The organism is Vibrio sp. 10N.261.55.A10, from assembly GCF_041470825.1.
Classification (GTDB): Bacteria; Pseudomonadota; Gammaproteobacteria; order Enterobacterales; family Vibrionaceae; genus Vibrio; species Vibrio crassostreae_C.
This window is the reverse complement of sequence record NZ_JBFRNC010000003.1, coordinates 68,904-94,484: the sequence shown is the minus strand read 5'-3', so window position 1 is coordinate 94,484 and position 25,581 is coordinate 68,904. Positions and strand designations below refer to the sequence as shown.

At 45.1% G+C, this 25,581-nt stretch carries 25 protein-coding genes and 1 tRNA gene; 7 read left to right on the top strand and 19 right to left on the bottom strand.

Annotated features, from left to right (window positions below; all coding sequences use genetic code 11):
- Positions 1–95: 95 nt before the first annotated feature.
- The 3 genes from AB4274_RS00715 to AB4274_RS00705 form a co-directional block, all read right to left on the bottom strand.
- Positions 96–617 (bottom strand): NADPH-dependent FMN reductase, encoded by a 522-nt coding sequence (locus tag AB4274_RS00715; RefSeq protein ID WP_017062355.1) that lies wholly within the window; start codon positions 615–617, stop codon positions 96–98.
- Between the two features lie 176 nt (positions 618–793).
- Positions 794–1,057 (bottom strand): YfcL family protein, encoded by a 264-nt coding sequence (locus AB4274_RS00710; RefSeq protein WP_017063425.1) that lies wholly within the window; start codon positions 1,055–1,057, stop codon positions 794–796.
- Positions 1,058–1,066: 9 nt separating this feature from the next.
- Positions 1,067–1,597: an elongation factor P hydroxylase gene (locus AB4274_RS00705; protein WP_372075010.1), complete on the bottom strand. Its 531-nt coding sequence runs from the start codon at positions 1,595–1,597 to the stop codon at positions 1,067–1,069.
- A 298-nt stretch (positions 1,598–1,895) separates the two neighbouring features.
- Between AB4274_RS00705 and AB4274_RS00700 the strand changes: the two genes are divergently transcribed.
- Positions 1,896–2,519: a trimeric intracellular cation channel family protein gene (locus AB4274_RS00700; protein ID WP_017062358.1), complete on the top strand. Its 624-nt coding sequence runs from the start codon at positions 1,896–1,898 to the stop codon at positions 2,517–2,519.
- 150 nt (positions 2,520–2,669) lie between these two features.
- Here AB4274_RS00700 and aroC read toward each other — a convergent pair whose 3' ends face one another.
- Both aroC and AB4274_RS00690 read right to left on the bottom strand, forming a co-directional pair.
- Entirely contained in the window at positions 2,670–3,755 is a 1,086-nt protein-coding gene (gene aroC / locus AB4274_RS00695) for a chorismate synthase (RefSeq protein WP_029235357.1), read from the bottom strand.
- Positions 3,756–4,024: 269 nt separating this feature from the next.
- A tRNA-Arg gene (locus AB4274_RS00690) sits at positions 4,025–4,101 on the bottom strand.
- A 211-nt stretch (positions 4,102–4,312) separates the two neighbouring features.
- Here AB4274_RS00690 and folD point away from each other — a divergent pair.
- The gene (gene folD / locus AB4274_RS00685) at positions 4,313–5,170 is read left to right on the top strand and encodes a bifunctional methylenetetrahydrofolate dehydrogenase/methenyltetrahydrofolate cyclohydrolase FolD (RefSeq protein WP_017062367.1); all 858 of its coding nucleotides are present in this window, start codon (positions 4,313–4,315) and stop codon (positions 5,168–5,170) included.
- A gap of 126 nt (positions 5,171–5,296) precedes the next feature.
- Here the strand turns inward: folD and AB4274_RS00680 are convergent, their stop codons facing one another.
- The 5 genes from AB4274_RS00680 to AB4274_RS00660 all read right to left on the bottom strand — a co-directional run bounded on the left by AB4274_RS00680 (position 5,297) and on the right by AB4274_RS00660 (position 11,086).
- On the bottom strand, positions 5,297–7,111 hold the full coding sequence (locus tag AB4274_RS00680; protein ID WP_372110561.1) for a cation:proton antiporter: 1,815 nt from the start codon (positions 7,109–7,111) through the stop codon (positions 5,297–5,299).
- Between the two features lie 194 nt (positions 7,112–7,305).
- Positions 7,306–8,505, bottom strand: coding sequence for a NupC/NupG family nucleoside CNT transporter (locus AB4274_RS00675; RefSeq protein ID WP_017063422.1), 1,200 nt, complete (start codon positions 8,503–8,505; stop codon positions 7,306–7,308).
- A 205-nt stretch (positions 8,506–8,710) separates the two neighbouring features.
- Positions 8,711–9,631, bottom strand: coding sequence for a LysR family transcriptional regulator (locus AB4274_RS00670; RefSeq protein WP_017063421.1), 921 nt, complete (start codon positions 9,629–9,631; stop codon positions 8,711–8,713).
- A gap of 135 nt (positions 9,632–9,766) precedes the next feature.
- Positions 9,767–10,765: a lytic transglycosylase domain-containing protein gene (locus AB4274_RS00665; protein WP_372110558.1), complete on the bottom strand. Its 999-nt coding sequence runs from the start codon at positions 10,763–10,765 to the stop codon at positions 9,767–9,769.
- Between the two features lie 30 nt (positions 10,766–10,795).
- The gene (locus tag AB4274_RS00660; RefSeq protein WP_017062372.1) at positions 10,796–11,086 is read right to left on the bottom strand and encodes a YcgL domain-containing protein; all 291 of its coding nucleotides are present in this window, start codon (positions 11,084–11,086) and stop codon (positions 10,796–10,798) included.
- Positions 11,087–11,305: 219 nt separating this feature from the next.
- Here AB4274_RS00660 and minC point away from each other — a divergent pair, with 219 nt between their 5' ends.
- From minC to minE, 3 genes are read left to right on the top strand one after another with little or no spacing between them, the layout of a single operon-like run.
- The gene (minC, locus tag AB4274_RS00655) at positions 11,306–11,968 is read left to right on the top strand and encodes a septum site-determining protein MinC (protein ID WP_017084080.1); all 663 of its coding nucleotides are present in this window, start codon (positions 11,306–11,308) and stop codon (positions 11,966–11,968) included.
- A gap of 21 nt (positions 11,969–11,989) precedes the next feature.
- Positions 11,990–12,802 carry a septum site-determining protein MinD gene (minD, locus tag AB4274_RS00650; protein WP_009848498.1) on the top strand — a complete coding sequence of 271 codons (813 nt, stop codon included), beginning with the start codon at positions 11,990–11,992 and terminating at the stop codon, positions 12,800–12,802.
- Between the two features lie 6 nt (positions 12,803–12,808).
- The gene (gene minE, locus AB4274_RS00645) at positions 12,809–13,072 is read left to right on the top strand and encodes a cell division topological specificity factor MinE (RefSeq protein ID WP_010436847.1); all 264 of its coding nucleotides are present in this window, start codon (positions 12,809–12,811) and stop codon (positions 13,070–13,072) included.
- A 113-nt stretch (positions 13,073–13,185) separates the two neighbouring features.
- Here the strand turns inward: minE and rnd are convergent, their stop codons facing one another.
- From rnd to AB4274_RS00605, 8 genes are all read right to left on the bottom strand, one after another.
- A complete protein-coding gene (gene rnd, locus AB4274_RS00640) occupies positions 13,186–14,304 on the bottom strand; it encodes a ribonuclease D (RefSeq protein WP_032500282.1) in 1,119 nt (372 codons plus the stop codon).
- Positions 14,305–14,446: 142 nt separating this feature from the next.
- Positions 14,447–16,141 carry a long-chain-fatty-acid--CoA ligase FadD gene (fadD, locus tag AB4274_RS00635; RefSeq protein WP_372110556.1) on the bottom strand — a complete coding sequence of 565 codons (1,695 nt, stop codon included), beginning with the start codon at positions 16,139–16,141 and terminating at the stop codon, positions 14,447–14,449.
- A gap of 106 nt (positions 16,142–16,247) precedes the next feature.
- The gene (locus AB4274_RS00630; RefSeq protein ID WP_372106505.1) at positions 16,248–17,099 is read right to left on the bottom strand and encodes an alpha/beta fold hydrolase; all 852 of its coding nucleotides are present in this window, start codon (positions 17,097–17,099) and stop codon (positions 16,248–16,250) included.
- 48 nt (positions 17,100–17,147) lie between these two features.
- Positions 17,148–17,708 (bottom strand): Slp family lipoprotein, encoded by a 561-nt coding sequence (locus tag AB4274_RS00625; RefSeq protein WP_017067373.1) that lies wholly within the window; start codon positions 17,706–17,708, stop codon positions 17,148–17,150.
- Positions 17,709–17,743: 35 nt separating this feature from the next.
- A complete protein-coding gene (locus AB4274_RS00620; RefSeq protein WP_372110554.1) occupies positions 17,744–18,049 on the bottom strand; it encodes a chromosome partitioning protein ParA in 306 nt (101 codons plus the stop codon).
- A 72-nt stretch (positions 18,050–18,121) separates the two neighbouring features.
- A complete protein-coding gene (tsaB, locus tag AB4274_RS00615; RefSeq protein WP_017062379.1) occupies positions 18,122–18,823 on the bottom strand; it encodes a tRNA (adenosine(37)-N6)-threonylcarbamoyltransferase complex dimerization subunit type 1 TsaB in 702 nt (233 codons plus the stop codon).
- A 59-nt stretch (positions 18,824–18,882) separates the two neighbouring features.
- Positions 18,883–20,811, bottom strand: a complete 1,929-nt coding sequence (locus AB4274_RS00610) for an ATP-dependent DNA helicase (RefSeq protein WP_372110552.1) — start codon at positions 20,809–20,811, stop codon at positions 18,883–18,885.
- Between the two features lie 160 nt (positions 20,812–20,971).
- Entirely contained in the window at positions 20,972–21,172 is a 201-nt protein-coding gene (locus AB4274_RS00605) for a hypothetical protein (protein ID WP_372110550.1), read from the bottom strand.
- Between the two features lie 301 nt (positions 21,173–21,473).
- Here AB4274_RS00605 and purU point away from each other — a divergent pair, with 301 nt between their 5' ends.
- A complete protein-coding gene (gene purU / locus AB4274_RS00600) occupies positions 21,474–22,307 on the top strand; it encodes a formyltetrahydrofolate deformylase (RefSeq protein WP_372110548.1) in 834 nt (277 codons plus the stop codon).
- A gap of 315 nt (positions 22,308–22,622) precedes the next feature.
- Here purU and AB4274_RS00595 read toward each other — a convergent pair whose 3' ends face one another.
- Entirely contained in the window at positions 22,623–23,219 is a 597-nt protein-coding gene (locus AB4274_RS00595; RefSeq protein ID WP_017070298.1) for a VOC family protein, read from the bottom strand.
- A 347-nt stretch (positions 23,220–23,566) separates the two neighbouring features.
- Between AB4274_RS00595 and argS the strand changes: the two genes are divergently transcribed.
- On the top strand, positions 23,567–25,300 hold the full coding sequence (gene argS / locus AB4274_RS00590) for an arginine--tRNA ligase (protein WP_017070297.1): 1,734 nt from the start codon (positions 23,567–23,569) through the stop codon (positions 25,298–25,300).
- Positions 25,301–25,581: the final 281 nt, after the last annotated feature.

Genomic DNA, 25,581 nt, shown 5'->3' with positions numbered 1-25,581 from the left:
ATATCTGAAACTAATAAGTTAAAAGCTAAAAAGCCCGAACGACATTGTGTCGCTCGGGCTTTTTGTTATTCGTGTTGTTCTAAACGAAGCTGTATTTACAGCTTAGCAACCGCGTCTTTAATCTGTAGAACGATCTCTTCGTTGCTGATAGAACCAGATTCAAAATCAAAGTTATCGTAGAAGCTTGGTACTGAAACTGACGCTTGCACGTTTCCACCGAAGTAAGGTGCAGAACCTGTCGCTGCGCCAAGTACCGTTTGTGCGCCGCCAGGGCCTGGTGAAGTCGCTAGGTAAACCGCCGGCTTCTCGCCAAATACTGAACGCTCAATGCGTGTCGCCCAATCAAATAGGTTTTTATACGCAGCTGGGTAGTGACCATTGTGTTCTGCGAACGAGATAACAAACGCATCAGCTTCAGCTAGGTCGCGCAAGAATGCTTGAGCGCCTTCCGCTTGGCCAATCTCTTTTTCAGTGTCTTCACTGAACATAGGAACATTGTAATCGTTGATGTCTAGGACTTTAACTTCAGCACCTTCAATCAAGTTTGCTGCGTAAGTTGCTAGTGTTTTGTTGATTGAGGTAGAACTTGTGCTTGCGCCAAATGCGATAACTTTCATGATGTGACCTTTCTGTAATTCCGTTAAGTGGGATTAGAATAACGTAGTAAGAAAATGTAACCATCACAAGAAATGAACGGACTCATTCAAAAATTTCGAACGAGTCTCAAATAAACCAGTTCGCTCAGCAAAATGGGAAAGGAAGGGACTGAGCGGATAGTATTAATACATCGAGATTAAGCTTGGTTTTGTAGCTCAACCCAAAGGTCATTAACGATAGTGCGGTCTGCTGGTGTTAGTTCAGAGCGAGCGTCGTCTAGGCTCTGTTCAATACGAGCTTTTACTTCAGCCACATCTTCAATGCCTTCTTCTTCACATGAAGCCACTGAAAGAGAAATATGACCACGTAAGTAACCACCAGCAAACAGTTCATCGTCTGATGCGTTTTCAATGCGAGCATCAATTACTTCAAGTAGTTTTTCTTCAAATTCGATAATCATAATATTCTCTTATTTCACAATAAATTGGCTAGCACATAAAGGTTCTACATCGTAGAAGCTGCGTAATGCTTCAGAGAGCATTTTCACGCGAGGCGGAAAGCCTACTTCAAAGATACCCATAACTTCGCTATGTACTTTATTCATAAAGGCCAAACGATCTGGCTCAAAATCGCCGTGTAGATTGTCACAGCTGACATTAAAAGGAAAGCCTGCGCTCATCGCAATGATCCATTCATACGCTTGTGGGCGAATTTCTACTTTTTCAAACTCAGCTTGAACCGATTCCGTTCGACCGTCAGGTTCATACCAATAGCCAAAATCTTCCAGTAAACGACGCTCAGGCCCAGCAACGCACCAGTGTGCGATCTCATGGAGTGCAGAGGCGTAAAAGCCACGTGCGAACACGATTCGATGGTGTGGGATAGTATCATCAGCAGGCGAATAGATCGGCTCATCAGCCCCTAGCTCTAGTTTGGTATTAAAGCTTTCAAAAAAGGTCTGATTGAAGATATCGATAATGTCTGAGTATTGGTGTGTCATAAAATCAAATTTAAGTAAAAATAACTGGGGCATTTTGCTTTTTTTTAAGCGCTCGGTAAAGCCCTATCAAGCGTAATGACATCGGGTTCGCCATTATACTTTGCAGTGACAATCGATTGCCATTCCCAGATTACACCACTTTAAGGTGAATGATTAGTTTAGCTAATCTGAAACGCCCATTCACGGTACAAATATTCATTCGTCAACAAGCATTTTTACTACTACACTCGCGCTTCATTTTATATCCCTAAGGCCTATAAGACTCGAGTTTATAGACCTAAATTATAGAGCTACAGCAATGCTACTAAGTGTTTTGTATATCATTGGCATCACGGCAGAAGCCATGACCGGCGCTCTCAGTGCAGGCAAACAAAAAATGGATTGGTTTGGTGTAATGCTGGTTGCGAGCGCAACGGCAATTGGCGGCGGTACAGTACGCGATATCTTACTTGGCCATTACCCTTTAGGTTGGGTTGAAAACCCTCAGTATCTGGCCATCACCTGTATAGCAGGTGTTATTACAACCGGGTTGGCGAAATGGGTTATCAAGCTAAAAGGTTTGTTTATTCGCTTGGATGCCTTAGGCCTAATCGTATTCAGTATCATTGGTACCAAAGTAGCGATGACCATGGGTCTGCACCCGATGATTTGCATGGTATCGGCATTAGTGACAGGTGTCTTTGGTGGTTTGTTACGTGACCTTATCTGTCGTCAAACACCATTGGTGTTACATGAAGAGCTGTATGCCTCTGTCGCACTTGTCGCTTCAGGTTTGTACCTAGGTTTGCTTGAGCTTGGCATCAACGACGTCACGGCGACAATTGTGACGCTTGTAGTTGGTTACTTGCTGCGCATGGCGGCTGTAAGATTCAAATGGAGTTTGCCTTCGTTCCAGCTTGATCCTGAAAGTTCAGTGCATTAATGGATTAAGAGCCTTAAGCTGCTAGCTGTCTTTAATGACGATAGTCGCTAACCGGACGAATAATCCTGCTAATGTGAAAAAGGGTTACTTCATTACGAAGCAACCCTTTTTTGTTTCTACCAATTCTATTCTAAATAAAAAGAAGCAGAATTAGATTTGTGGTGTTTCAGTTGTCACACCAAAGTTTTGACCACGATGACGTAGCAAGTGGTCAAGCAGCACGATAGCCAGCATTGCTTCTGCAATAGGTACCGCACGGATGCCAACACATGGATCGTGACGACCTTTCGTGATTAGCTGCGTTGCTTCACCATCTTTCGTGATTGTGTCACCAGGTACAGTGATGCTTGATGTTGGTTTAAGCGCAATGCTTGCCACAATATCTTGACCAGTAGAGATACCACCTAAGATACCGCCAGCATGATTGCTGCTGAAACCTTCTGGAGTTAATGGGTCACGGTGTTCACTACCGCGTTGATTAACAACATCGAAGCCATCACCAATCTCAACACCTTTCACAGCGTTAATGCTCATTAGAGCGTGCGCGATGTCAGCATCTAGACGATCAAAGATTGGCTCACCAAGGCCTACTGGCACTTTAGTCGCAACCACTTGAATCTTCGCACCGATCGAGTTGCCTTCTTTTAGCAAGTCACGAATCAGTTGATCAAATTCTGGTACTTTGTCGGCATCTGGACAGAAGAAAGCGTTGTTTTCAATCTCGTTCCAATCCACTTTATCAATTGAGATATCACCCATTTGAGAAAGGTAAGCTTGGATTTCAACACCAAATTCTTGTTTTAGGTATTTCTTCGCAATTGCACCTGCAGCAACACGCATTGCAGTTTCACGAGCTGAAGAACGACCACCACCTCGGTAATCACGCACACCGTACTTTTGATGGTACGTATAGTCAGCGTGGCCAGGGCGGAACTTGTCTTTAATTTCGGAATAGTCTTTAGAGCGTTGGTCTGTATTTTCAATCAATAGACCAATAGAAGTACCCGTAGTTTGGCCTTCAAATACACCTGATAAGATTTTCACTTCATCCGCTTCACGACGAGCCGTTGTATAGCGAGAAGTGCCCGGACGACGACGGTCCAGATCTTTCTGCAGATCTTCTTCGGTAATTTCTAATCCTGGTGGGCACCCGTCTACGATACATCCTAGTGCGATACCGTGACTCTCTCCGAATGTGGTCACTCGAAAGTGTTGTCCGATACTGTTTCCTGCCATTGCTTCCTCTAAATCAGCCATCAATCAGAAGGTTTGATTCCTAAACCGACTGGCTAATAGCTTTACTTGTCTATTCTTCGTGAATTCATAGTGGCTTTATTACCAAATGATGTAAACCCCAAAAAACGAACAATTTTAACTTTCTATTACATAAGCCGAATGAAACGAATAACAGAAGAAAATGAGTCGCGCTTGAAAAGAAGTGTTTTATGATATGTAAAATGCAAAAAACCCGACAACTCGGAGAGTTATCGGGTTTCTTTAAATAATGGCACGCCCTGAAGGATTCGAACCTTCGACCACCTCCTTAGAAGGGAGGTGCTCTATCCAGCTGAGCTAAGGGCGCGCTACAGGAACGAATTATACGAATTCGAATCAGTAAAGCAACGGCTTTATGTAACATTCTGATCTAAGTGGGTAAAAAAAGGCCAACAAACATATAAGTGTTGGAAAACAGACCAAAGCAAACGTTTGCTTGATGGTAATCAAAAAGATTTTCTGGAATAATGCGCCAAAAACATCAGCCACTAACTTGAATATCAATACTAAGGAAATTCATGACTGCTCAAAATATTGATGGAAAGCTAATTTCTCAAACGGTTCGCTCCGAAGTTGCTGCACGTGTAAAAGCTCGTACTGAAGCTGGATTACGCGCTCCGGGCCTAGCGGTTGTTTTAGTGGGTGAAGACCCTGCTTCTCAGGTTTACGTTGGAAGTAAGCGTAAAGCGTGTGAAGAAGTTGGCTTCGTATCTAAATCTTACGACTTGCCAGCCACTGCGACAGAAGACGAATTGTTAACACTGGTAGACCAACTGAACGACGATCCAGAGATCGACGGTATTCTTGTTCAACTGCCTCTACCAGCTGGCATTGATAGCACTCACGTTCTTGAGCGTATCACGCCAGAAAAAGACGTTGATGGCTTCCACCCATACAATGTCGGCCGTTTGGCTCAGCGCATGCCTAAGCTTCGCTCTTGCACGCCAAAAGGCATCATCACGCTGCTTGACCGTTACAACATCGACTTACGTGGTAAGCACGCGGTTGTGGTTGGCGCATCAAACATCGTAGGTCGCCCAATGACGCTAGAGCTTCTTCTAGCAGGTTGTACGACGACAACATGTCACCGCTTCACCAAAGACCTTGAAGGTCACGTGCGTCAAGCAGACGTTGTTGTAGTTGCCGTTGGTAAGCCTAACTTCATTCCTGGCGCTTGGATTAAGAAAGGCGCTGTTGTGGTCGATGTTGGTATCAACCGTTTAGAATCTGGCAAACTAGTGGGCGACGTTGAATACGACGTAGCGAAAGAAAGCGCAAGCTTCATCACACCTGTGCCGGGTGGTGTTGGCCCAATGACGGTTGCGAGCCTAATCGAGAACACCATGATCGCTTGCGAGCAATTTCACTCGAAGTAGTCCGCAGCGCATATAAATAAAATTAGAAAGCCGCAACGTGATGAACGTTGCGGCTTTTTTGATGCTTTGGTACTTAGCTATTCGTTTTTACAACGGGGTGACTCGCTTTTGATGAAGTGCTCGTTGCTACTTATCTGGAGTCTCGACTTTTTCCGTCTGTTCAGAAGGCGGTAATAAACTAATAAGCTCACACTCCGTTGATATGAGTTTTTCCAACTCAGATCCTTGTGTAATTAAACGGAAATCACCGCCATTAATCACCCCAAGAGGAATGGCTTTAGGATACAAAGCGTTAAACTCTTTTAAATCAAATGCCTCGGTCAAACCTGTACTTTTAATTTGGCTACCCTGAGCCATCAACGAGTTAAGCTTAGAATAGGTGATCCCTTCCGAAAACAGACTTCTATTGCCATCGCGGCTCACTTGGTGCCTTTCATGTTTATTCTCTGAGGATTCAAGCTCAAACACCTTATTCTCACCAAACTCGTCTTGATAGTGCATGCTAACTAACGGGTTGGTTTGACGATAAGGCGACACGATCATCGCACGCCCTATTCCATCCAATTCCAGATTATTTTCAGCGTGGCTCGAAGCTGGGTTACCAAAATAAACATTCAAGTTTTCCATGCGCGCTAAGCGAATGCTTTCCCAGTTGGTATCGGCAAGCACACTGTTGATGTTGTGTGTCGCCAACACTTTGGCAAACTGGCGTGAAAACTGAGTCGCACCAAAGAAGATAACGCCTTGTGCCTTCTCTTGAGTCACACCTAGCCTTCTCGCCCACCAACTCGCGGTAAGGCTCTGAATCACAACCGTACCGATGATGACCAAGAACACCATTGGCACCAGTAAATCTGCGCCTTCAATTAATTGCTTCTCTTGAAGTTTGATTGCAAACAGAGAAGAAACCGCGGCTGCAACGATCCCGCGCGGTGCCATCCAGCTCAAAAACCATTTATCCGCAGAGGTAAGATCCGTGCCGATCCCGCTGATCCACACACTCAAAGGACGCGCCACCAGCATCACTACCGCTAACAAGCCAACCCCACCCCAACCTATCGAGAGGAAGGTTCCGGAGTCGAGTCTGCTCGCTAACAGAATAAACAACGCAGAAATAAGTAACACGGTCAGGGTTTCTTTGAATTCGATGATGTCTTCGATATCCAAGCCCTTCACGTTGGCAAGCCAGATCCCCATGATGGTCACGGTTAATAAACCCGATTCTTCACTCAGATCATTAGAAAACGAGAACGCCGCCAACATTAGCGTCAGCACAGCCACATTACGTAAATAGTGCGGTACCCAATGCCCTTGCAGCATCTTGGCAATCAAATGGCCACCGATGATCCCTAAGCCTAAACCTATGACTAACGTCAGGCCCAGAGCTGACAGAACGTGTCCGGTAGGGTCGGCAGAAGAAACAATGTACTCGTAGACGAGAACCGCAAACAGAGCGCCAATCGGATCAATTACTATCCCTTCCCATCGCAAAATGCTGCCAAGAGAAGCTTTGGGCTGAATACTACGCAGCATAGGCACAATCACTGTCGGGCCCGTCACCACTACCAAGGCTCCGAATAGCGCCGCTAATGGCCAATTAAAGTTAACAAAGTAATAAGCACCGACCACGATACACGCCCATGTAATCAGCATGCCGACACTCACTAGATGAGTCACCATGCGACCATGGCCTCTGATCTCCTTGAAATTAAGCGTCAATGCGCCTTCAAACAGAATGATGGCAACACCTAATGAAATCAGCGGAAATAGCACTTCGCCAAAAATGGCATCTGGGTTAAGGACATTTAAACCGGGGCCCAATAGCAGGCCGACAATGAGAAGAGGGAGAATAGCGGGAAGACGCAAACGCCAGCCCAGAAGCTGACAGGCTAAAGACAAGAGTCCAATTAGCGCCAAAGAAGAAGTAATCGACAAATCCATTTATGCCCCTAAATAATTTGTGCCACACCCTGTGATACAAACCTATTTGCTAAAACAAGAAAGCCTACGTCATTAAACTATAGGCTCTCTTTTTCGTGCTGACCGAATATTATTGTGATTAATCAGTCACTTTACTATAGGGGAAATAAAGTGACTGACTCATCCACTCGGTGCTTAATGATTAAACTAGGTACTTACAGTGAAAGTACCACGCCAGCAATCGCGGCACTCATTAGGTTAGCAAACACACCTGCACAAATCGCTTTAAAGCCGTATTGTGAGATGAAAGAGCGACGCTCTGGTACCAAGCTACCTAAGCCACCGATAAGAATCGCCATGGTAGAGATGTTAGCAAAGCCACATAGAGCGAAAGTTACGATCGCTTGCGAGTGCTCACTTAGTGCCTCTTTAGCATCCATTAGTTGGATGAAAGCCACGAACTCGTTCACGACAATCTTGTTACCGATCAATGAGCCCGCAACCACAGCCTCAGACCACGGTACACCGATCAGCCATGCAACGGGTGCAAACACATAACCTAGGATAAGTTCGAAGCTTAGGTTTACGCCAAACCAGCCGCCAACGATACCTAGCAAGCCATTCAGCATTGCAATCACACTGATAAAGGCAAGAAGTGTTGCACCCACCGCAACGGCAATACGAAGTCCAGACATAGCCCCATCTGCCATCGCCTCAACTACGTTTGTTGCTCGTGGAATTTCTACATCAGACTCAATATTTTCTTGAGCGTCATTTGGGCTGCCAGGTACTAAGATTTTAGCCATCAATAGGCCGGCTGGTGCAGACATGAATGCCGCAGCGATCAGGAAGTTTAGGTCAACGCCAAGCGATGCATAACCCACTAGCGTACCACCAGCTACAGACGCCAAACCACACACCATCACAGCAAACAGTTGTGAATCTGTCATGTGTTTTAAGTAAGGCTTAACCACCAATGGCGCTTCAATCATGCCGACAAAGATATTGGCAGTCGCAGACAATGATTCCGCACGACCTGTGCCCAAGAACTTCTGTAGCGCACCACCAATAAGGTTGATCACCTTTGGCATAAAGCCGATGTGGTACAAGCCTGAAATCAGTGCAGAGAAAAAGATAATGATGCCAAGAACATTAATCGCGAAAACAAATCCGTTATTAGTTAGGCCACCAAATAGGAAGTTAATCCCCTCTTGACCGTAGTTGATCAAGCTAGATACCGCACCCGTGGCTGCATTCAACGCTTCTTTACCCATTGGTACATACAGAACCAATAGCGCGAATGAGATTTGTAATAAGAAAGCCAAAGAGACTGTTCTTAGTGGAATATTTTTTCTGTCCGTAGATAGTAACCAAGCGGCAACTAAAATAGTGATAATTCCAAGTAGGGAAGCCATGTGCGTCAACCTAAAAGTTGTAGGTAGGAAAGGCGAGGCATTCTATAGAGGAAATCGTTTGCGGCAAGCTGAGGTTGTTAATGTGATGTTGGGGTAATCACGATTTAACTATGAGTATAATTAAGTTATTGAATTTTAATAATTAACTTTGATTAAAAAGCGTACTTTTTCCATATGGAAATTATATTTATAGATTAGGAAACAGTTAGCGATGCAGTTCAACGCAAGTTTTGAGGTTTTTGTCCCAATACGTCGGCGACCCGATATGATCTTTAATGAACTCAATCACTGCCGAAAGCTTCTTCGGCATATTCTTTCGGCTCGGGTAAACGGCATAGAATGGCATCAGCTGACTGGCTCTCCACTCTGGCAATACTTGAATGAGCTTGCCCGTTCTAAACTCTTCTTTCACTAAGTAAGTCGCCAAATAAGCAACGCCCCACCCTGATACTGCCGCGTCTCGTACTGCCTCAGCCAAATCGACTGAGTAATCGCCCGCGACTTTGACGCTGAGGTTTTCTTGCCCGTTGTCAAACGCCCACGATGTGTAATCTCGTTCACGGCTGCGATAGATAAGACAGTTATGGTCAATCAAATCGGAAGGTACATGTGGCGTCCCAGCCTTAATCAGATAATCCGGTGACGCAGCCACCACAAACTGACTGTCGGCTAATCGCTGCGCAATGTAACCTTCAGGCAAATCTTCATTGTTGGTGATCCAGAGATCCAAGCGCTCTTCAATCATGTCCACCTTATAGTCGAACAAGTGGACCTCGATTCTCAACTGAGGATAAAGCTGTCTGAGTTGATCAATCGCCGGAATGATATGGAGTGTGCCAAATGACTGCGACAAACCGACGCGTAGTATTCCAGAGATATCATCGCGCTGGCTGTCCATATCCATCTGAGCTGCTTTCACCGTGTTAAACAGCTGCTCACAATGTTGATAGAACACGTCTCCCGCTTCAGTGAGCGTTAAGCTTCGTGTTGTCCTTTGCACCAGCTTGATGCCTATAGAGTCTTCAAGCAAAGCGACTTGCTTACTGATATGGGACACCGAAACGTTCAAGCTTTTTGCAGCACTGGTAAAGCCTTCGTGCTTGATCAGCGCATGGAATATCACCATCTGTGCAGCTCTATCTGTTAGCACAAGATCACCTTATTAAATCTATGAAATATAAAATCAAAAAGGACTCCGAAGAGTCCTTTAGTTCGTTCTGCCTATGGTAGGCCAAATGCTATTCAAAGCGACTTAGGTCTGTTAATCAAACTTAATTCTGTCGGCTAGATGGCTTACTGCCAAAGCAAAGTAGTAAGAACGATTCCACTTCATTAACACATTGTAGTTGTTGTAAATGAGGTACGAACGTCCGGTTTCATCATCCGGCATTATCAACCAAGCTTTAATGTCTTCATCAAGCGTTGGCAGTGGGCGATCGTCATAGCGTTTAATACCGAGTTCAGACCACTCTTTTAAGTATTTCGCTTTGTCTTCGTCTCGACCTTGTAAATCGATCGACACATTTGACGGAACATGAACCTGACGACCCCAAGTGTACTTATCATCCCAGCCTGATTGGCTGAGATAATTGGCCGCCGAAGCAAATACGTCTTCTTCAGTGCCCCAAATGTCTTTCTTGCCATCACCACTGCCATCAGCGGCGTAAGCTAAGAATGAGCTTGGCATAAACTGAGGTTGACCCATCGCACCAGCCCAAGAGCCTTTCATCTCTTTTGGTGCAATATGGCCTTGATCAAGAATCTTCAATGCCGCCATCGCTTCGCTACGGAAGAAAGCTTCTCGGCGTCCTTCATAAGCCATGGTCGTTAGGGCGTCGATAACGCTGTAATTGCCCGTGAACTTACCAAAATTACTCTCAACGCCCCATAGCGCGACAATGAATCTTGGTTGAACACCATATTCATCACCAATACGCTTTAACGCGGTGTAATGCTCCTTGTAGAGTGACCTTGCTTGCTTCACTTTCCAATCTGGAACCGCTCGTGGAATGTATTCATCCAGAGTCAGTTTTTTCTCAGGTTGGTTTTTGTCGGCTTTTACCGCTCTTGGCTTAAACGTTACACCATCAAAGGCTTCATCAATGATCGCTTCAGAGATGCCTTCTTCACGGCCTTGTTGTTTTAGTTTTTCTACATATTGCTCGAAGCTCAGTTCTTCAGCTTGTATTGAACTTATGGTCAGGCTATTACCCAATAGTAATGCCGACACAGCCAATATGGTTTTCGAAAATTTACTCAACGATCACTCCTCCTTGAATTGAGGTGGCTATCACTCTTCGTCTTGAGATTTCTGTTGAGCTTTACGCTCTTTATGAAGCTCAAGTTCGTTAACTGGTGGTGGCGGAACCTGTAAAAAGAAACCATCGGTATTCAGTGATTCTTTCACTTTTTCGATGTTTACTTGAGCCAGTTTACGGCCATCCATTTTAATTACCATTACAAAACTAGGTTTACCAAACATTTGCATCAATGCGTCAGGAACTTGTGAAAAATCATCCTTCTTAGGGATATAAAGGTATGTTCCTTCTTTCTTTGAGCTTTTATATATAGAACACAGCATGACAAACCTTTTAATTGATTATGACTACAAAACTCTCACTTGCGAGATCAATAGTTTATGTTAGGGAAATATTGGGAACAAAACGTCCATTTGACAACAAGATTACTTGCTGTGCTTGGTTTGGGAATATAACATGATAAACCTAGTTTCAGGCAATGCCCTTTATTTTATTGATAAAGAAATTGTACCAATCCGCTATTGAGGTCCTGTAGTTTTTCGATGTCTAGTAACCCAGATCTAAAAGGTAGCAGTTTCACGCTATCTGTTTTGCACTTATCCGATGATCAAGTCGAAAATGCAGTGTCTTTTCTTCAAGAGAAGGTAGACCAGGCACCCACTTTTTTCGCAGCTGCGCCTGTTGTTATCAACATTAGCAAAGTCGCGGGCGATATAGATTTCGTGCAACTGAAAAATGGTATATCTCAAGCGGGCATGATCCCGGTAGGTGTGGCTGGCTGTTCAGATAAACGCATGCAAAACCTAGCCAGAGATGCAGGTTTTGCCGTGATGACAGCAAGTAAATCTCCTTCTCAAGCTCCGGCGAAGATGGCCCCGATAAAGGTGGTGAGAACCCCGATACGTTCTGGTCAGCAGGTGTATGCGAAAGATGGCGATCTATTGATCCTCAGCCATGTGAGCGCTGGCGCAGAAGTCATTGCCGATGGCAGCATCCATATTCATGGCACTTTACGTGGCCGTGCGATTGCAGGTGCAAGTGGTCAAACTGAAGCAAAAATAATTTGTAATGATTTACAAGCCGAGCTGGTTTCCATTGCAGGAAATTACTGGCTCAGCGATCAAATTGAAAGCGAGTACTGGCAGAAGAAAACCATGTTCAGTATGGCAAACGATGTATTACACGTTGATGTCCTCGCAATATAAGAGAAATAAAAGGAAAACAGAATGGCACGCATTATCGTTGTAACGTCGGGTAAAGGCGGGGTAGGCAAAACGACCTCCAGTGCAGCTATTGCCTCAGGTCTGGCTTTAAAAGGGAAAAAAACCGCAGTCATCGACTTTGATATTGGTCTGCGTAACCTAGATTTAATCATGGGTTGTGAGCGTCGTGTTGTGTACGACTTCGTTAATGTTATCAATGGTGAAGCGACGCTGAACCAAGCGATGATCAAAGACAAGCGTACAGAGAACCTGTTCATTCTTCCTGCTTCTCAAACTCGTGATAAAGACGCACTAACAAAAGATGGCGTTCGTCGTGTGTTTGATGAATTGGATGAAATGGGCTTTGATTTCATCATCTGTGATTCTCCTGCGGGTATCGAGCAAGGCGCTCTGATGGCGTTGTATTTCGCTGATGAAGCGATTGTGACGACTAACCCTGAAGTCTCTTCTGTACGCGACTCAGACCGTATTCTAGGTATTCTTGACTCTAAATCTCGTCGTTCAGAAGACGGCTTAGAGCCAGTGAAAACACACCTTCTACTGACTCGCTACAATCCAGCACGCGTAACTCAAGGTGAGATGCTCAGTGTGGAAGATGTTGAAGAAATCCTGCACATCTCTCTACTGGGCGTGATTCCAGAGAGCCAGGCAGTACTGAACGCATCGAACAAGGGTGTGCCAGTTATCTTTGACGAAGCAACCGACGCGGGTATGGCTTACAATGATACTGTAGAGCGACTACTGGGTAGCCAAGTGGACTTCCGTTTCTTAACGGAACAGAAGAAAGGCATCTTCAAAAGACTGTTCGGGGGCTAATACGCAATGTCATTATTAGAGTTTTTTAGACCACAGAAAAAGACAACCGCAAACCTAGCCAAAGAGCGTTTGCAGATCATTGTTGCCGAACGACGCAGCCATGACGACCCTGCACCATCATACTTACCGCAACTGAAAGAAGACATCTTGAAGTGTATTGCGAAGTATGTGGAAGTCGATCCATCAATGGTTGATCTGACTTTCGAACACAAAGATGACGACATCTCCGTATTAGAGCTGAACGTTAAGCTTCCAGAAGAAGATCGATAACTAGAGCCTGAGCTGTGCTTATCAATATTCAATAAAAAAGAGAGCCTAGGCTCTCTTTTTTGTGTCTGAAACTTTTATCTCTAAAGCATTCGTTGCTTACTGAAGATATAAGGTTATTTGATTGCTTTATTTAGCTTCTCACCAACCACGTCTAAGCGCCAACCTTGCATGACATCAGGCAGCTTCTCTGGGTTACGATCGTACTTCCAAATCCAGCTTAACACTTGGTTAAGTTGCTTCTTCGATGCCAAAAACTCAGTCGCTAAGCCACTGTGCTGTGATGCTGTTTTCACTTCATCTTTCAACACTTTGAAGAGTTGCTTGTAACCTGGGTAGTCCATTAGACGTTCTACTGGCGCTGGGTACTCTTCTTCTGGCGTATGCTCAGCCAATTTCACGATTGAGCTGATCTTCGCACCATGGCGACGTACAGAGCGGTAATCAAAACCTTCTTGCTCCATATGTTTAGGATCTTTCATCGCGAAACGCGCTACTGCCCATAAGTCTTGCTCTTTAAAGACAAAGTTCAGCGCTAAGTCACGCTTAATCGCTTCTTTTAAACGCCAAGTTGCTAGAGGTCTTAAAATAGCTAGCTGTTGAGGTTTTAGCTGCCACGCGCCTTTAATATCAAGGTAAGCGTTGTCTGGGTTTGCTTTACGGATGCGCTTAGCCACTTGTAAATCAGACTCTTGTTGCGCCGCTTCCCACCAGCCTGCTTCCATCACTTTTTCGAGAAGCTTGTTGTACATTGGCATCAAGTAGTGAACGTCTGCCGCTGCATAGTCGAGTTGCTTTTGAGAAAGCGGACGCGCTAGCCAGTCAGTACGAGATTCACTCTTATCTAGGTCAACACCTACAAACTCTGAAACTAGAGCCGCAAAGCCAGTTGAAAGACCATGACCTAAGAAGGCTGCCATGATCTGCGTATCAACCATTGGTGTTGGCGTACAGCCAAATGCGTTCTGGAATACTTCTAGATCTTCGCCACACGCATGTAACACTTTCAGTACTGAAGTGTCTTTCAACAGCCCAACAAACGGGGTCATTTCATCAAGAGCAATAGGATCAATCAGTGACAGCGTTTCACCATCAAATAACTGAATTAAGCCTAATTGAGGGTAATAGGTTCTTGTACGAACGAACTCTGTATCAAGCATAACAACATCGGCTTCACGTGCTTGTTGGCAAACTCGCTCAAGGTCTTTAACTTGGGTAATGATTTGATAATCCACAAAAACTCTCACTGATTTTACTTTGATCGCCGGATACAAAAATGCCGACATTAACTGTCGGCATTCTAACACCATTTTTCAGCGCTCGCTTAGATTAAGCGCCTGAATGGTTTCGGGGGCTAATTTCTCGCAAACCCGTGCATTACTCGCTTGCGCGTTTGGCAAGCTCTGCGTCGTTTTCTTCACGAAGCACTCGGCGCAAGATCTTACCTACATTGGTTTTTGGTAGTTCTTCACGGAACTCAATCAATTTAGGGATCTTGTAGCCTGTTAGGTGTTCACGACAGTGCGCGATAATGTCTTCTTTGGTTAGGCTAGGGTCACGTTTCACCACGTAAATCTTAACCAGCTCACCAGACACCTCATGAGGTTGGCCGATAGCCGCAACTTCTAACACTTTGCCATGCAGAGCCACAACATCTTCAATCTCGTTCGGGTAAACGTTGAAGCCTGATACAAGAATCATGTCCTTCTTACGGTCAACGATGTACAACAAGCCTTCGTCATCAAACTTAACGATGTCACCTGTCGATAACCAACCGTCTTGATCGATCACTTCTTTGGTCGCTTCAGGGCGCTGCCAGTAACCTTGCATCACTTGAGGGCCACGAACTTGTAGCTCGCCTACTTGGTCATTAGCAATAACCTTACCTTCATCATCAACAATACGAACTTCTGTCGATGGTACTGGTAGGCCGATAGCACCTGTGTAGTCTTTCAGGTCGTATGGGTTACCCGTTACCAGTGGTGAACACTCAGTTAAGCCATAGCCTTCCAATAGGTGAATGCCTGTCGCTTTCTTCCATTGCTCAGCAACAGCGCGTTGAACCGCCATGCCGCCGCCAACAGATAGGCGTAGGTTACTGAAATCCAACTCGTGGAAATCTTCGTTATTAACTAGCGCATTAAACAAGGTGTTTACGCCGGTAATTGCGGTAAACGGAACCTTTTGCAGCTCTTTAATAAAGCCAGGAATGTCACGAGGGTTAGTAATTAGAAGGTTACGACCACCCATCTCCACAAACAGCAAGCAGTTCACTGTCAGTGCAAACACGTGATAAAGCGGCAGTGCTGTTACCACTAACTCTCTGCCTTCTTGCAGAACAGGACCATACGCCCCTTTCGCTTGAAGTACGTTCGCGATCATATTGCGGTGCGTTAGGATTGCGCCCTTCGCAACACCTGTTGTACCACCAGTGTACTGTAGGAATGCAATGTCATCACCTGCCATAAACGGCTTCACATATTGAAGACGACGGCCTTTGTGCAGCGCTTTTCTGAATGAGATAGCACCCGGTAGATCGTACTTAGGAACCATGCCTTTCACGTATTTCACAACGAAGTCGACAATAGTACCTTTTGCACGAGGGAGCATTTGACCTAGGCTAGTTAGAACAACGTGTTTAACCGGCGTGTTATCAACGACTTTCTCTAGCGTGCTCGCAAAGTTAGATACGATAACAATCGCCTTTGCACCAGAATCGTTCAGTTGATGTTCAAGCTCACGAGGTGTGTACAGTGGGTTGACGTTCACTGCAATCATACCTGCACGCAATACACCAAATAGTGCAATTGGGTATTGCAGTAGGTTTGGCATCATTAGCGCGACGCGATCGCCCTTCTTCAGTTTCAAGTCATTCTGTAGGTAAGCGGCAAAAGCACGGCTGCGCTCTTCAAGCTTACGGAATGTCATAATCGAGCCCATGTTCTCGAATGCAGGTTGGTCCGCGTACTTCTGTACCGACTGTTCAAACATTTCTACAAGAGATGGGTACTGATCTGGGTTGATCGTTTCTGGTACGTCACTTGGATAACGTGAAAGCCAAGGTTTGTCCACTATGTTACTCCTCGTTTATCAGCTGACGACTGCTTCGCCGCTTTTTATCATTGCGGTATTACAGCACAGCTTTAGTGCATGAGCACTAAAAGGCTCAAACACTTGTTTAAATTTTGTTAACTACACCAAGAATTAGCTCTGAAACTAGCTCCGGGCTCTCTAAATGGCAATGATGTCCGCCAGGAACAGTCTCTATATTCAGAGAACTATGGGCTGATTTGTAGCGATTATGCTGCAAATGTCGGAATCCATCATTTCCTAAAACTATTAATTGAGGGCATTCAATAGCCGCCATGATCGCTTCAGCGTGCGCCTGTGACATTCGATATAACGAGTCACATTTTAGGTTAGGGTCGCATCGCCATTGCCAAGAGTTATCTAACTCGACAATTCCTCGCTCGACAATAGGAGCAATTAATTCAGCATTGATTTGATTGGCGTGAGCTCTCAGCTTAATAGCATCCTCAAGGCTTGCCAGAGGACGTGAAGGCTTTCTTCGCTGTCGAAGACGACTGAGTACCCCATCTCTCAAGCGAGAAACCGTTTCTTGGGGAGCTTCTGAAAGAGGTCCGTGACCTTCAATTTGAATTAATCCTGACACCTTTTCAGGAAAGGCGGCACTATAGCAACTTGCGATCAATGCACCAAGTGAATGTCCTACCAGTACCAGTCTGTTTGGCGATAATTTAGTCACCAACTGATGCAAGTCATCAATATAATCATGAAATGGGTAGTAACTTCCCGATTTGTGCGACGAGAAGCCGTGTCCGAAGAGATCGATAGCAACAAGGTGAGCATTGGGCGCAAACTTGGCGACTTGCTGCATAACCGGATTAAAGCTGGACGAATTATCCAACCACCCATGAATAAAAACGACCGTCGTTGCGGTCGTTTGTGGGTTGCCAATCTGTTGTGTTGCAAGCGTCCCGCTCGCAAGGGAGTATGACTTTTCAATCATCAAACACTTAGTTCCATCTGTTTGCGCAATCAACGTCTAAAAAGTTAATTACTCTACGTCCTGTATCACTCGACCTTGTCTTGGCATCGTTTGAAAACTGCGACAATGTAAACTTCTGCACGAGTAGTAGGTTGGTGCAAAATCGTTAACAACAACACGCTCAGTGATGTTCCACAGTCGTTGGTTGTCCACTTTCATCACAGGGAAGATGTAAGGGTATTCCCCTATTTTTCCATCTTCACTTCCGCTTGACTGACCAACCAGTGTAATCAGACGGCCTTCTGCAAAACTTAGAGGCTCAACATACCCTTCAATATAACCAACAAAACGTCCGCTTGGCTCTGCGTCTAGGTCTGGCTTACCGCTACTCGAAATCGGCATATTAGCAACTTCGATTCGAGTCTTATCTTTCAAGTTGGTTACTTTAGAGATAACGCCACCCAATCGAACACTTTTCGCCTCCGGTAGTTGGTCGACCCACTGTTGGTAATCACTAATTACAGGCTCTGATTTTGCTTCAAGTTCGCTAGGAAGTGATGAACACCCGGCAAGTACCAAGACACCAAGAGAAAGGGCTATTAAGCGTAATTTAGAGAGATAATTTGACATGGTTCTGGTCCTTAAACAGGCATTAATAACAAGCTCTAGATGTAGATATCGACACCGATAAGCTTTGCAAGTTCTTCTTTCTTCGCCTGATTCATTACATCCATATACTCTTCCATAGCCTTACGTCCTCGGCCTTCTGGAAGATCATACTGGATTTGAGCCTTGTGTAGTTCAGACTCTTTAACTTGACGAATAGAGTGAGAAACAGCATTAGCGACCTTAGTCGGTTGCCCAACCGCAGTGCTAGCATCAGATTTTTTTGCCTGCTCCTTCTTTTTAATTCGATTCGGCTTAGACGTGCTGCCTATCGAAGAATGAGGTAAGTTGTTAATTGATAACATGACTAAATATCTGCCCTCTCAAATCTAAATAATACGCATTTAGACCTAATTTGCATCAGAACCTTGTAAAAATTATTCGCGACCTGGCAGTTTCTTCCAAGTCACTTTGTCACGAAGATAAACTGGCTCAGATTCTTCTGCTGCAACCGCTTTACCTTCTGCGTAAGCAAATTGAGCAAGGAACGCCATATCTTGAGCTTCTGGGAATAGCACTTCACACGCTTTGGTGTTGATCGCAAGTGTATCCATATGCTCGGCATAAGCTTCCCAGCCGGTACCGACTTTCGCCCATATTTCAGAATCTGCTTCTAACTGCGCAGCCAGTTCACTTGGTGGCGTTACACATTCGGCATCAACCGCAGTCCAACGACCATCTTGTTCGCGGCTGTAACGAGCCCAGTACACTTCGCTCATACGCGCATCAATCGCTGTTGCTACATGAGTTTCACCAAATTTACGGTAGCTGCCTTGCGCCATCGCTGCCAGTGTAGAGACACCAATCATTGGTAAATCCGCACCAAAAGCCAAGCCCTGAGCAATACCAATACCAATACGCACACCCGTGAAACTGCCTGGGCCTTGGCCAAACGCGATAGCATCGATATCGGTTAAAGCGACATTCGCTTCTTTCAGTACTTCATCCACCATAGGTAGAATTTTCTTCGTATGGTCTCGAGGAGCCTCTTCGCTACGTGCGAACACCTGGTCACCAATTACTAATGCAACTGAACAGTTTTCAGTTGCGGTATCTACTGCAAGAATTTTCGCGCTCATTTGTGTCTCAAATATTCGTTATCTAATCTAAAAATAATGGCTAAACTCAACAATGCCAATTACTCAGCAGCGGTTGAATGGTCTTTAGCTAAGAATTCCTTAATGACCCCTAAGTCACGTGTACGAGGGATAGGCGGTAAACTCGCCAAAAATATGCCACCGTAATCGCGAGTCACCAATCGGTTATCGCAAATAATCAAAGCACCATTATCGCGCTTGTCACGTATCAATCGGCCGACACCTTGTTTCAAGGTAATCACAGCGTCTGGCAACTGTACTTGTGCAAAAGGATCACCCCCTTTTAGCTTACAGTCCTCGATTCGAGCCTTAAGTAAAGGGTCATCAGGGGCTGTAAAGGGCAATTTATCGATGATAACACAGCTTAATGCGTCGCCCCTAACATCTATCCCCTCCCAGAAAGCACCTGTAGCCACCAGCAATGCGTTACCTAATTCCATGAATTCGGCTAAGGTTTTTTGCTTACTTGTCTCACCTTGCAATAGAACGGGAACCGAGAGGGTTTCACGGAATCGCTCCCCCAACTCTTTCATCATGCTGTGTGAAGTACACAAGAAGAAACAGCGGCCTTGGTTTTGCTCAATCACAGGAGTCAGCATTCTTACTAGCTTATCCGCGAGACCGGGGCTATTCGGTTCTGGAAGATAACGAGGCACACACAAGCGCGCTTGATTCGGATAATCAAACGGGCTCGGCAGTGAAAACTGTGCCGACGGTTTTAACCCTAATCGAGAAGTAAAGTGTTCGAAATCATCCGACACCGCCAAGGTTGCTGAGGTAAACACCCATGCGCCCGGCTTCAGCTTAATCTGTTCGTGGAATTTATCGGCGACAGAAAGCGGTGTGATATGCAGAGCAAAGTGGCGCGGTGTAGTGTCATACCAATACGAATAGCCAGTGATCGACACATCGCACACACGTTCGATACGCGACTTAATCATATTTGCGCGTTCGAAAGCGGTATCTAACAGCTGGCTTCGCCCAAGTGCTAACTTCAATACATCAACAGCAAGTTGCAGAGCATCTTGCAAACGAACTAACTCGCGTGCAATCGACTCGGATTTCAAAGCTTCGCGCCAGTTACCACGAAAGCCGGTATCACCAAGCACAATACGCAGATCGGCTGACGATTGAACGAGCCTATCCCCTACTTTCTGTAGCTGACGCATGTCTTTGGCTTCAGTTCGGTAAGCAATTTCAATGTCTTTGGCTAACTCTTGGATCTGTCGACTGGAAACCGATTGTCCGAAGTACTGGCTGGCGATGTCAGGAAGTTGATGTGCTTCATCGAAAATAAACACGTCAGCTTCAGGTATCAATTCGCCAAATCCGGTTTCTTTGATCGCCAAATCAGCTAGGAAAAGGTGGTGGTTTACGACCACCACATCGGAATCCATCGCTTTTTTACGCGCTTTAAGCACAAAGCAATCGGTATAGCTTGGGCACTCTTTACCCAAGCAATTATCATTGGTCGAGGTAATGGTTGGAATAACCGGGCTGTCTTCAGCGATATCATCACAATCGCCTAAATCACCCGTTTGAGTGGATGACGACCAACTACGAACTTTGACTAACTGAGCCAGCAGCGTTGGATCGGTATGAGCACCATGACTCTCGATCATTTGGCGGCTGAGTCTGTCCAAACACAAATAGTTTGAACGTCCTTTGAGCAACGCAACTTGACCATAAAAGCCAAGCGCATCGACCATCAAGGGTAAATCTCGGTGAAACAGCTGTTCTTGAAGGTTTTTAGACCCCGTACTAATGATGGTTTTCTTGCCACTAAGCAGCGCAGGCACTAGGTAAGCAAACGTCTTACCAGTACCTGTTCCAGCCTCAACAACCAACTGGCTTTGATTTTCAATAGCTTGTGAAACCGCTTCAGCCATGTCTAACTGAGCTTGTCTTGGTTGAAACCCAGGGATAGCTTTGCCCAGAGCGCCATCAGCAGAAAACGTTTTAGATATCATAGAGTACGAAGTTTAGAAAAAGAGAAGGAGAATTATGGCAGGTTTAGTGAGCCGGCGCGAATCAAGAATGACTTCGCACCGGAGGTGTTTGGTTTGGCTTGACGTGGCTTAAGTTACCTTGAAGGTAAGAATTGAAGAAGTAGGAATTAGAGAATCGTTTTTATTTTCGACTGAGATAACGTGATAGCCAAGGAGCACCTTCAAAATGGTTATCACCAGGCTGTATGGCTTTCGCTGCATCGGTTGGTGAGGTCTTACTTTCCCACATTTCATCTAGAACATGACTATCTAATTCGGTACCTCTCGCCAATGAATTCACTCGCTTGCAGTACAGTTTTTTGGCTAGTAACTCTTTATCCATAAGTATCACCTCTATTTTTGGCCAAGGCGTAAATGCCTCGGTTGAAGTTCAAATGCGTACTACGGTCAAAACTTTTAAAAATGAAGCTTCTGCCTGTTTTTCTATCTAAAAACTGATATTTCTATATCAAACAATTTATCAAAGCGATAAATGAGCAGCAGAATTTGTTGAAACCAACTTGATAATAGATTAATTATAACGGTGATATTGCGGCTCAGTTCACCGTTCGACGGCCTGCATTAAATTTGAAGAATCCCGATTTCATATAATAAGTGCAACATTTCATGGAAGTAAGATGCAAATGGAAAGAAAAACTTTACTAACACATTGTACTGATGCCCCAGGCCTCATCTCGAAGATCACCAACATTTGTTACAAACACCAACTCAATATTGTGCACAACAATGAGTTCGTAGATAACACAAGTGGCCACTTCTTTATGCGCACCGAGCTTGAAGGGTATTTCAATGACGAAACCTTACTTGCCGATTTAGATCAAGCCCTGCCACCAAATACGAAACGTAAGCTTGTTGATTCGTCTCGCAAGCGTGTTGTGATACTCGTGACCAAGGAAGCACACTGCCTTGGCGACATTCTAATGAAGAACTTCGATGGCAGCTTAGACGTTGAAATTGCGGCCGTTGTCGGTAACTACGACATTCTACAAAGCCTAACCGAGCGTTTTGACATCCCTTACCACCATGTTTCTCACGAAGGGCTAAACCGTGAAGAACATGAGAAGAAGATGCTAGAAGTGATTGACCAGTACGAGGCGGATTACCTTGTTTTGGCTAAGTACATGCGAGTGCTGACACCAGGTTTTGTTGAAAAATACCACCACAAGATCATCAATATCCACCACAGCTTCTTGCCAGCATTTATTGGCGCGAAGCCATACCAACAAGCGTATGAGCGCGGCGTGAAGATCATTGGCGCAACGGCACACTTTGTGACGAATGATTTGGATGAAGGTCCAATCATCAAGCAAGATGTTATCCCTGTGGATCACAACTTCAGCGCGAAAGACATGGCGCAAGCCGGTCGTGACGTAGAGAAGAATGTATTAAGTAAGTCGCTAAACAAGGTGATCAATGATCATGTGTTTGTTTACGGCAACAAGACTGTGATTCTGTAAGTCGGATATCGATTTCCGGTAAGACTTCCAGTTAAAACCCAATAAAAAAACGCGCAATAGGGACAGCCCATCGCGCGTTTTTAGTATCTGATGATCAGACTCGCTTTACGAGATTCCCAATTACGCTCCTTCGTCGCTATCGGGAGTGACGAAGTCGATGATGAATCTTCAAGCTATAGGCTCTAACATACGCCCTCGAACGCTCAGTCTGTCAGTATCCAAAGATAGACTCTGGAAAATTTCATCGAACACCCCGTCATTCCGACGAGCCAAGGCGAGATCAGGAATCTCTTTCCTAGCAACTCTCTATTCAAATTAAGCCTGTTCTGATTCCACAATCTTCTTCAAAGAGTGTGGATGCAGCTTGATGCAAATCCCTTGATGTTTAAAAGCCACTGTTGGGTTATTCAAGCGTTCACCCTCGCCTTTCGGGCTAGAGAGTTTGATCTTAACGCCTTGCTCACCCAGCGTTTCAAAGTTAGCAGCGAACTGCGGGTAAGTTTCTTTAAGATCCGCTAGATACTCATCAGCTGTTTGGGCATGAGAAGGAATCACAAACTCTACATGTTCCCAATCTTGGCTTGGGTAAATCTTACCTTCTGCTGGATATGGCAGCTCCAAACATTCAATTTTCCAGCCAAGGCTTTGCAAGGGTTCATCGAAAGCCAACACCACAATTGGACGACCATTAATCATCGCCTCAGAAATCATAGAGCCGTACTCAGACCACGCTTGATGGGCAGATTTCGCTAGCTCAGTGTCATTGATTCGCAGCGCAATATGATCCGCTTGAGCAAAACTCAGATCCAAACCTAATGTATTTCCTAGGCTCTCGATTTTTGCCATAAAAGTATCAAGGCGGGCGATCATTTGTTGTGGTTCTAGTTCAGCTTGCTTCAGGCTCATCATCATTGTCTGTGTTCTCCAAATAATGGCTGCATGTTATCAGTTTTGCCTTTTGCAACAAGCGTTGCTTTTACAAAAAACACTCAATAACTATGTTCTTTTCGCTCCTTAAACATGCAAACACGTCTTGCTAAAAGTCGATTGTCAAAAACCACTCAGGAAATGTTAATTTTCTATCAATTCGACCTATAAGAAACCGCACAAAATTGGTATGATTACCGCCATTTCTGTGAACTTAAACAGAGTCTGCTGCTGATTTTGGCATTAAATCGTTAACTAGAAGCATAATTAACCAATTTAATGACCAAGAATTAACGGCCACTCTTATCATCCTTGAATTGAAGGAAACGCGTGTGAATATCCAAGCACTTATTAATGACAAAGTATCTCAGGCTCTAGAAGCCGCTGGCGCACCTGCAGGCTCTCCTGCTGCTGTTCGTCAATCTGCAAAACCACAGTTTGGTGACTACCAAGCAAACGGCGTTATGGGCGTTGCTAAACGACTAGGCACTAACCCACGAGAATTTGCTCAAAAAGTATTGGACGTTCTAAACCTAGACGGTATCGCGTCTAAAGTTGAAATCGCAGGCCCAGGTTTCCTTAACATCTTCCTAGATGAAGCTTTCCTAGCCAAACAAGCAGACGCAGCATTGGCTGACTCTCGCCTTGGTGTTGCCGTTGCTGAAACGCAAACTATTGTTGCGGATTACTCTGCGCCAAACGTTGCTAAAGAAATGCACGTTGGTCACCTACGTTCAACTATCATCGGTGATGCAGTAGTTCGTACTCTCGAATTTCTAGGCCACAACGTTATCCGCGCTAACCACATCGGTGACTGGGGTACTCAATTCGGTATGCTTATCGCAAACCTTGAGCGCGTTCAGGCTGAGTCTGGTGAAGTTTCAATGGAACTTGCTGACCTTGAAGGCTTCTACCGTGAATCTAAAAAGCTCTACGATGAAGACGAAGAGTTCGCAGTTAAAGCACGTGGCTACGTTGTTAAACTGCAAAGCGGCGACGAGTTCTGCGCAGAGATGTGGAAGAAGCTTGTTGACGTAACAATGATTCAAAACCAACGCAACTACGATCGTCTAAACGTGTCTCTAACACGTGATGACGTAATGGGCGAAAGCATGTACAACCACATGCTTCCAACTATTGTTGCGGATCTGAAAGAGCAAGGTCTTGCTAAAGAAGATGACGGCGCACAGGTTGTATTCCTAGACGAATACAAAAACAAAGATGGCGACCCAATGGGCGTTATCATCCAGAAACGTGACGGCGGCTTCCTTTACACAACCACTGATATCGCTTGTGCAAAATACCGTTTTGAAGAACTAGGCGCAGACCGCGTACTTTACTTCATCGACTCACGTCAGCACCAACACCTAATGCAAGCTTGGACTATCGTTCGTAAAGCAGGTTACATCCCAGAATCTGTTTCTCTTGAGCACCACGCATTCGGCATGATGCTAGGTAAAGACGGTAAACCATTCAAGACTCGTGCAGGCGGTACTGTTCGTCTTGCTGATCTTCTTGATGAAGCCGAAGTTCGTGCAGCGCAGCTAATCGAATCTAAGAACCCAGAACTAGCAGAAGACGAGAAGAAAGCGATCGCGAACACTGTTGCTATGGCAGCGGTTAAGTACGCAGACCTTTCTAAGCACCGCACTACTGACTACGTGTTCGATTGGGACAACATGCTTGCATTCGAAGGCAACACAGCACCATACATGCAGTACGCATACACTCGTGTTGCTTCTGTATTTGCTAAAGCTGGCATTTCTATGGACTCGCTTGAAGGTGAAATCAAAATCACTGAAGAGAAAGAGAAAGCGCTTATCGCGAAACTTCTACAGTTTGAAGAAGCAGTACAGTCTGTTGCTCGTGAAGGTCAACCACACATCATGTGTAGCTACCTATTCGAACTAGCTGGTCAATTCTCTAGCTTCTACGAAGCTTGCCCTATCCTAGTTGCTGAAGACAAAGCTGTTAAGCAGAGCCGTCTGAAGCTTGCTGCACTAACAGCGAAGACGATCAAGCAAGGTCTGTCGCTTTTAGGTATCGACACTCTAGAGCGCATGTAAGCGATTCGAGATTCGAGATTCGAGATTCGAGATTCGAGATTCGAGATTCGAGATTCGAGAAAATTAGAAAGGTTGACGTGAAAGCGTCAACCTTTTTTTGTCTGGAGGTTTGTTTACTCGATTATTTAAGCGATTAGCTAACCTACACAGCAAGAGATCTCCTATTACGCTCATTCGTCGCTCTAGGAGATGACGAGAATAGGTGTAGTGAATCCAAGACAACATCAATGATGCGCCATCAAACCACACCAAATCGTTATCCCTCTTCTCGCCATCATTCC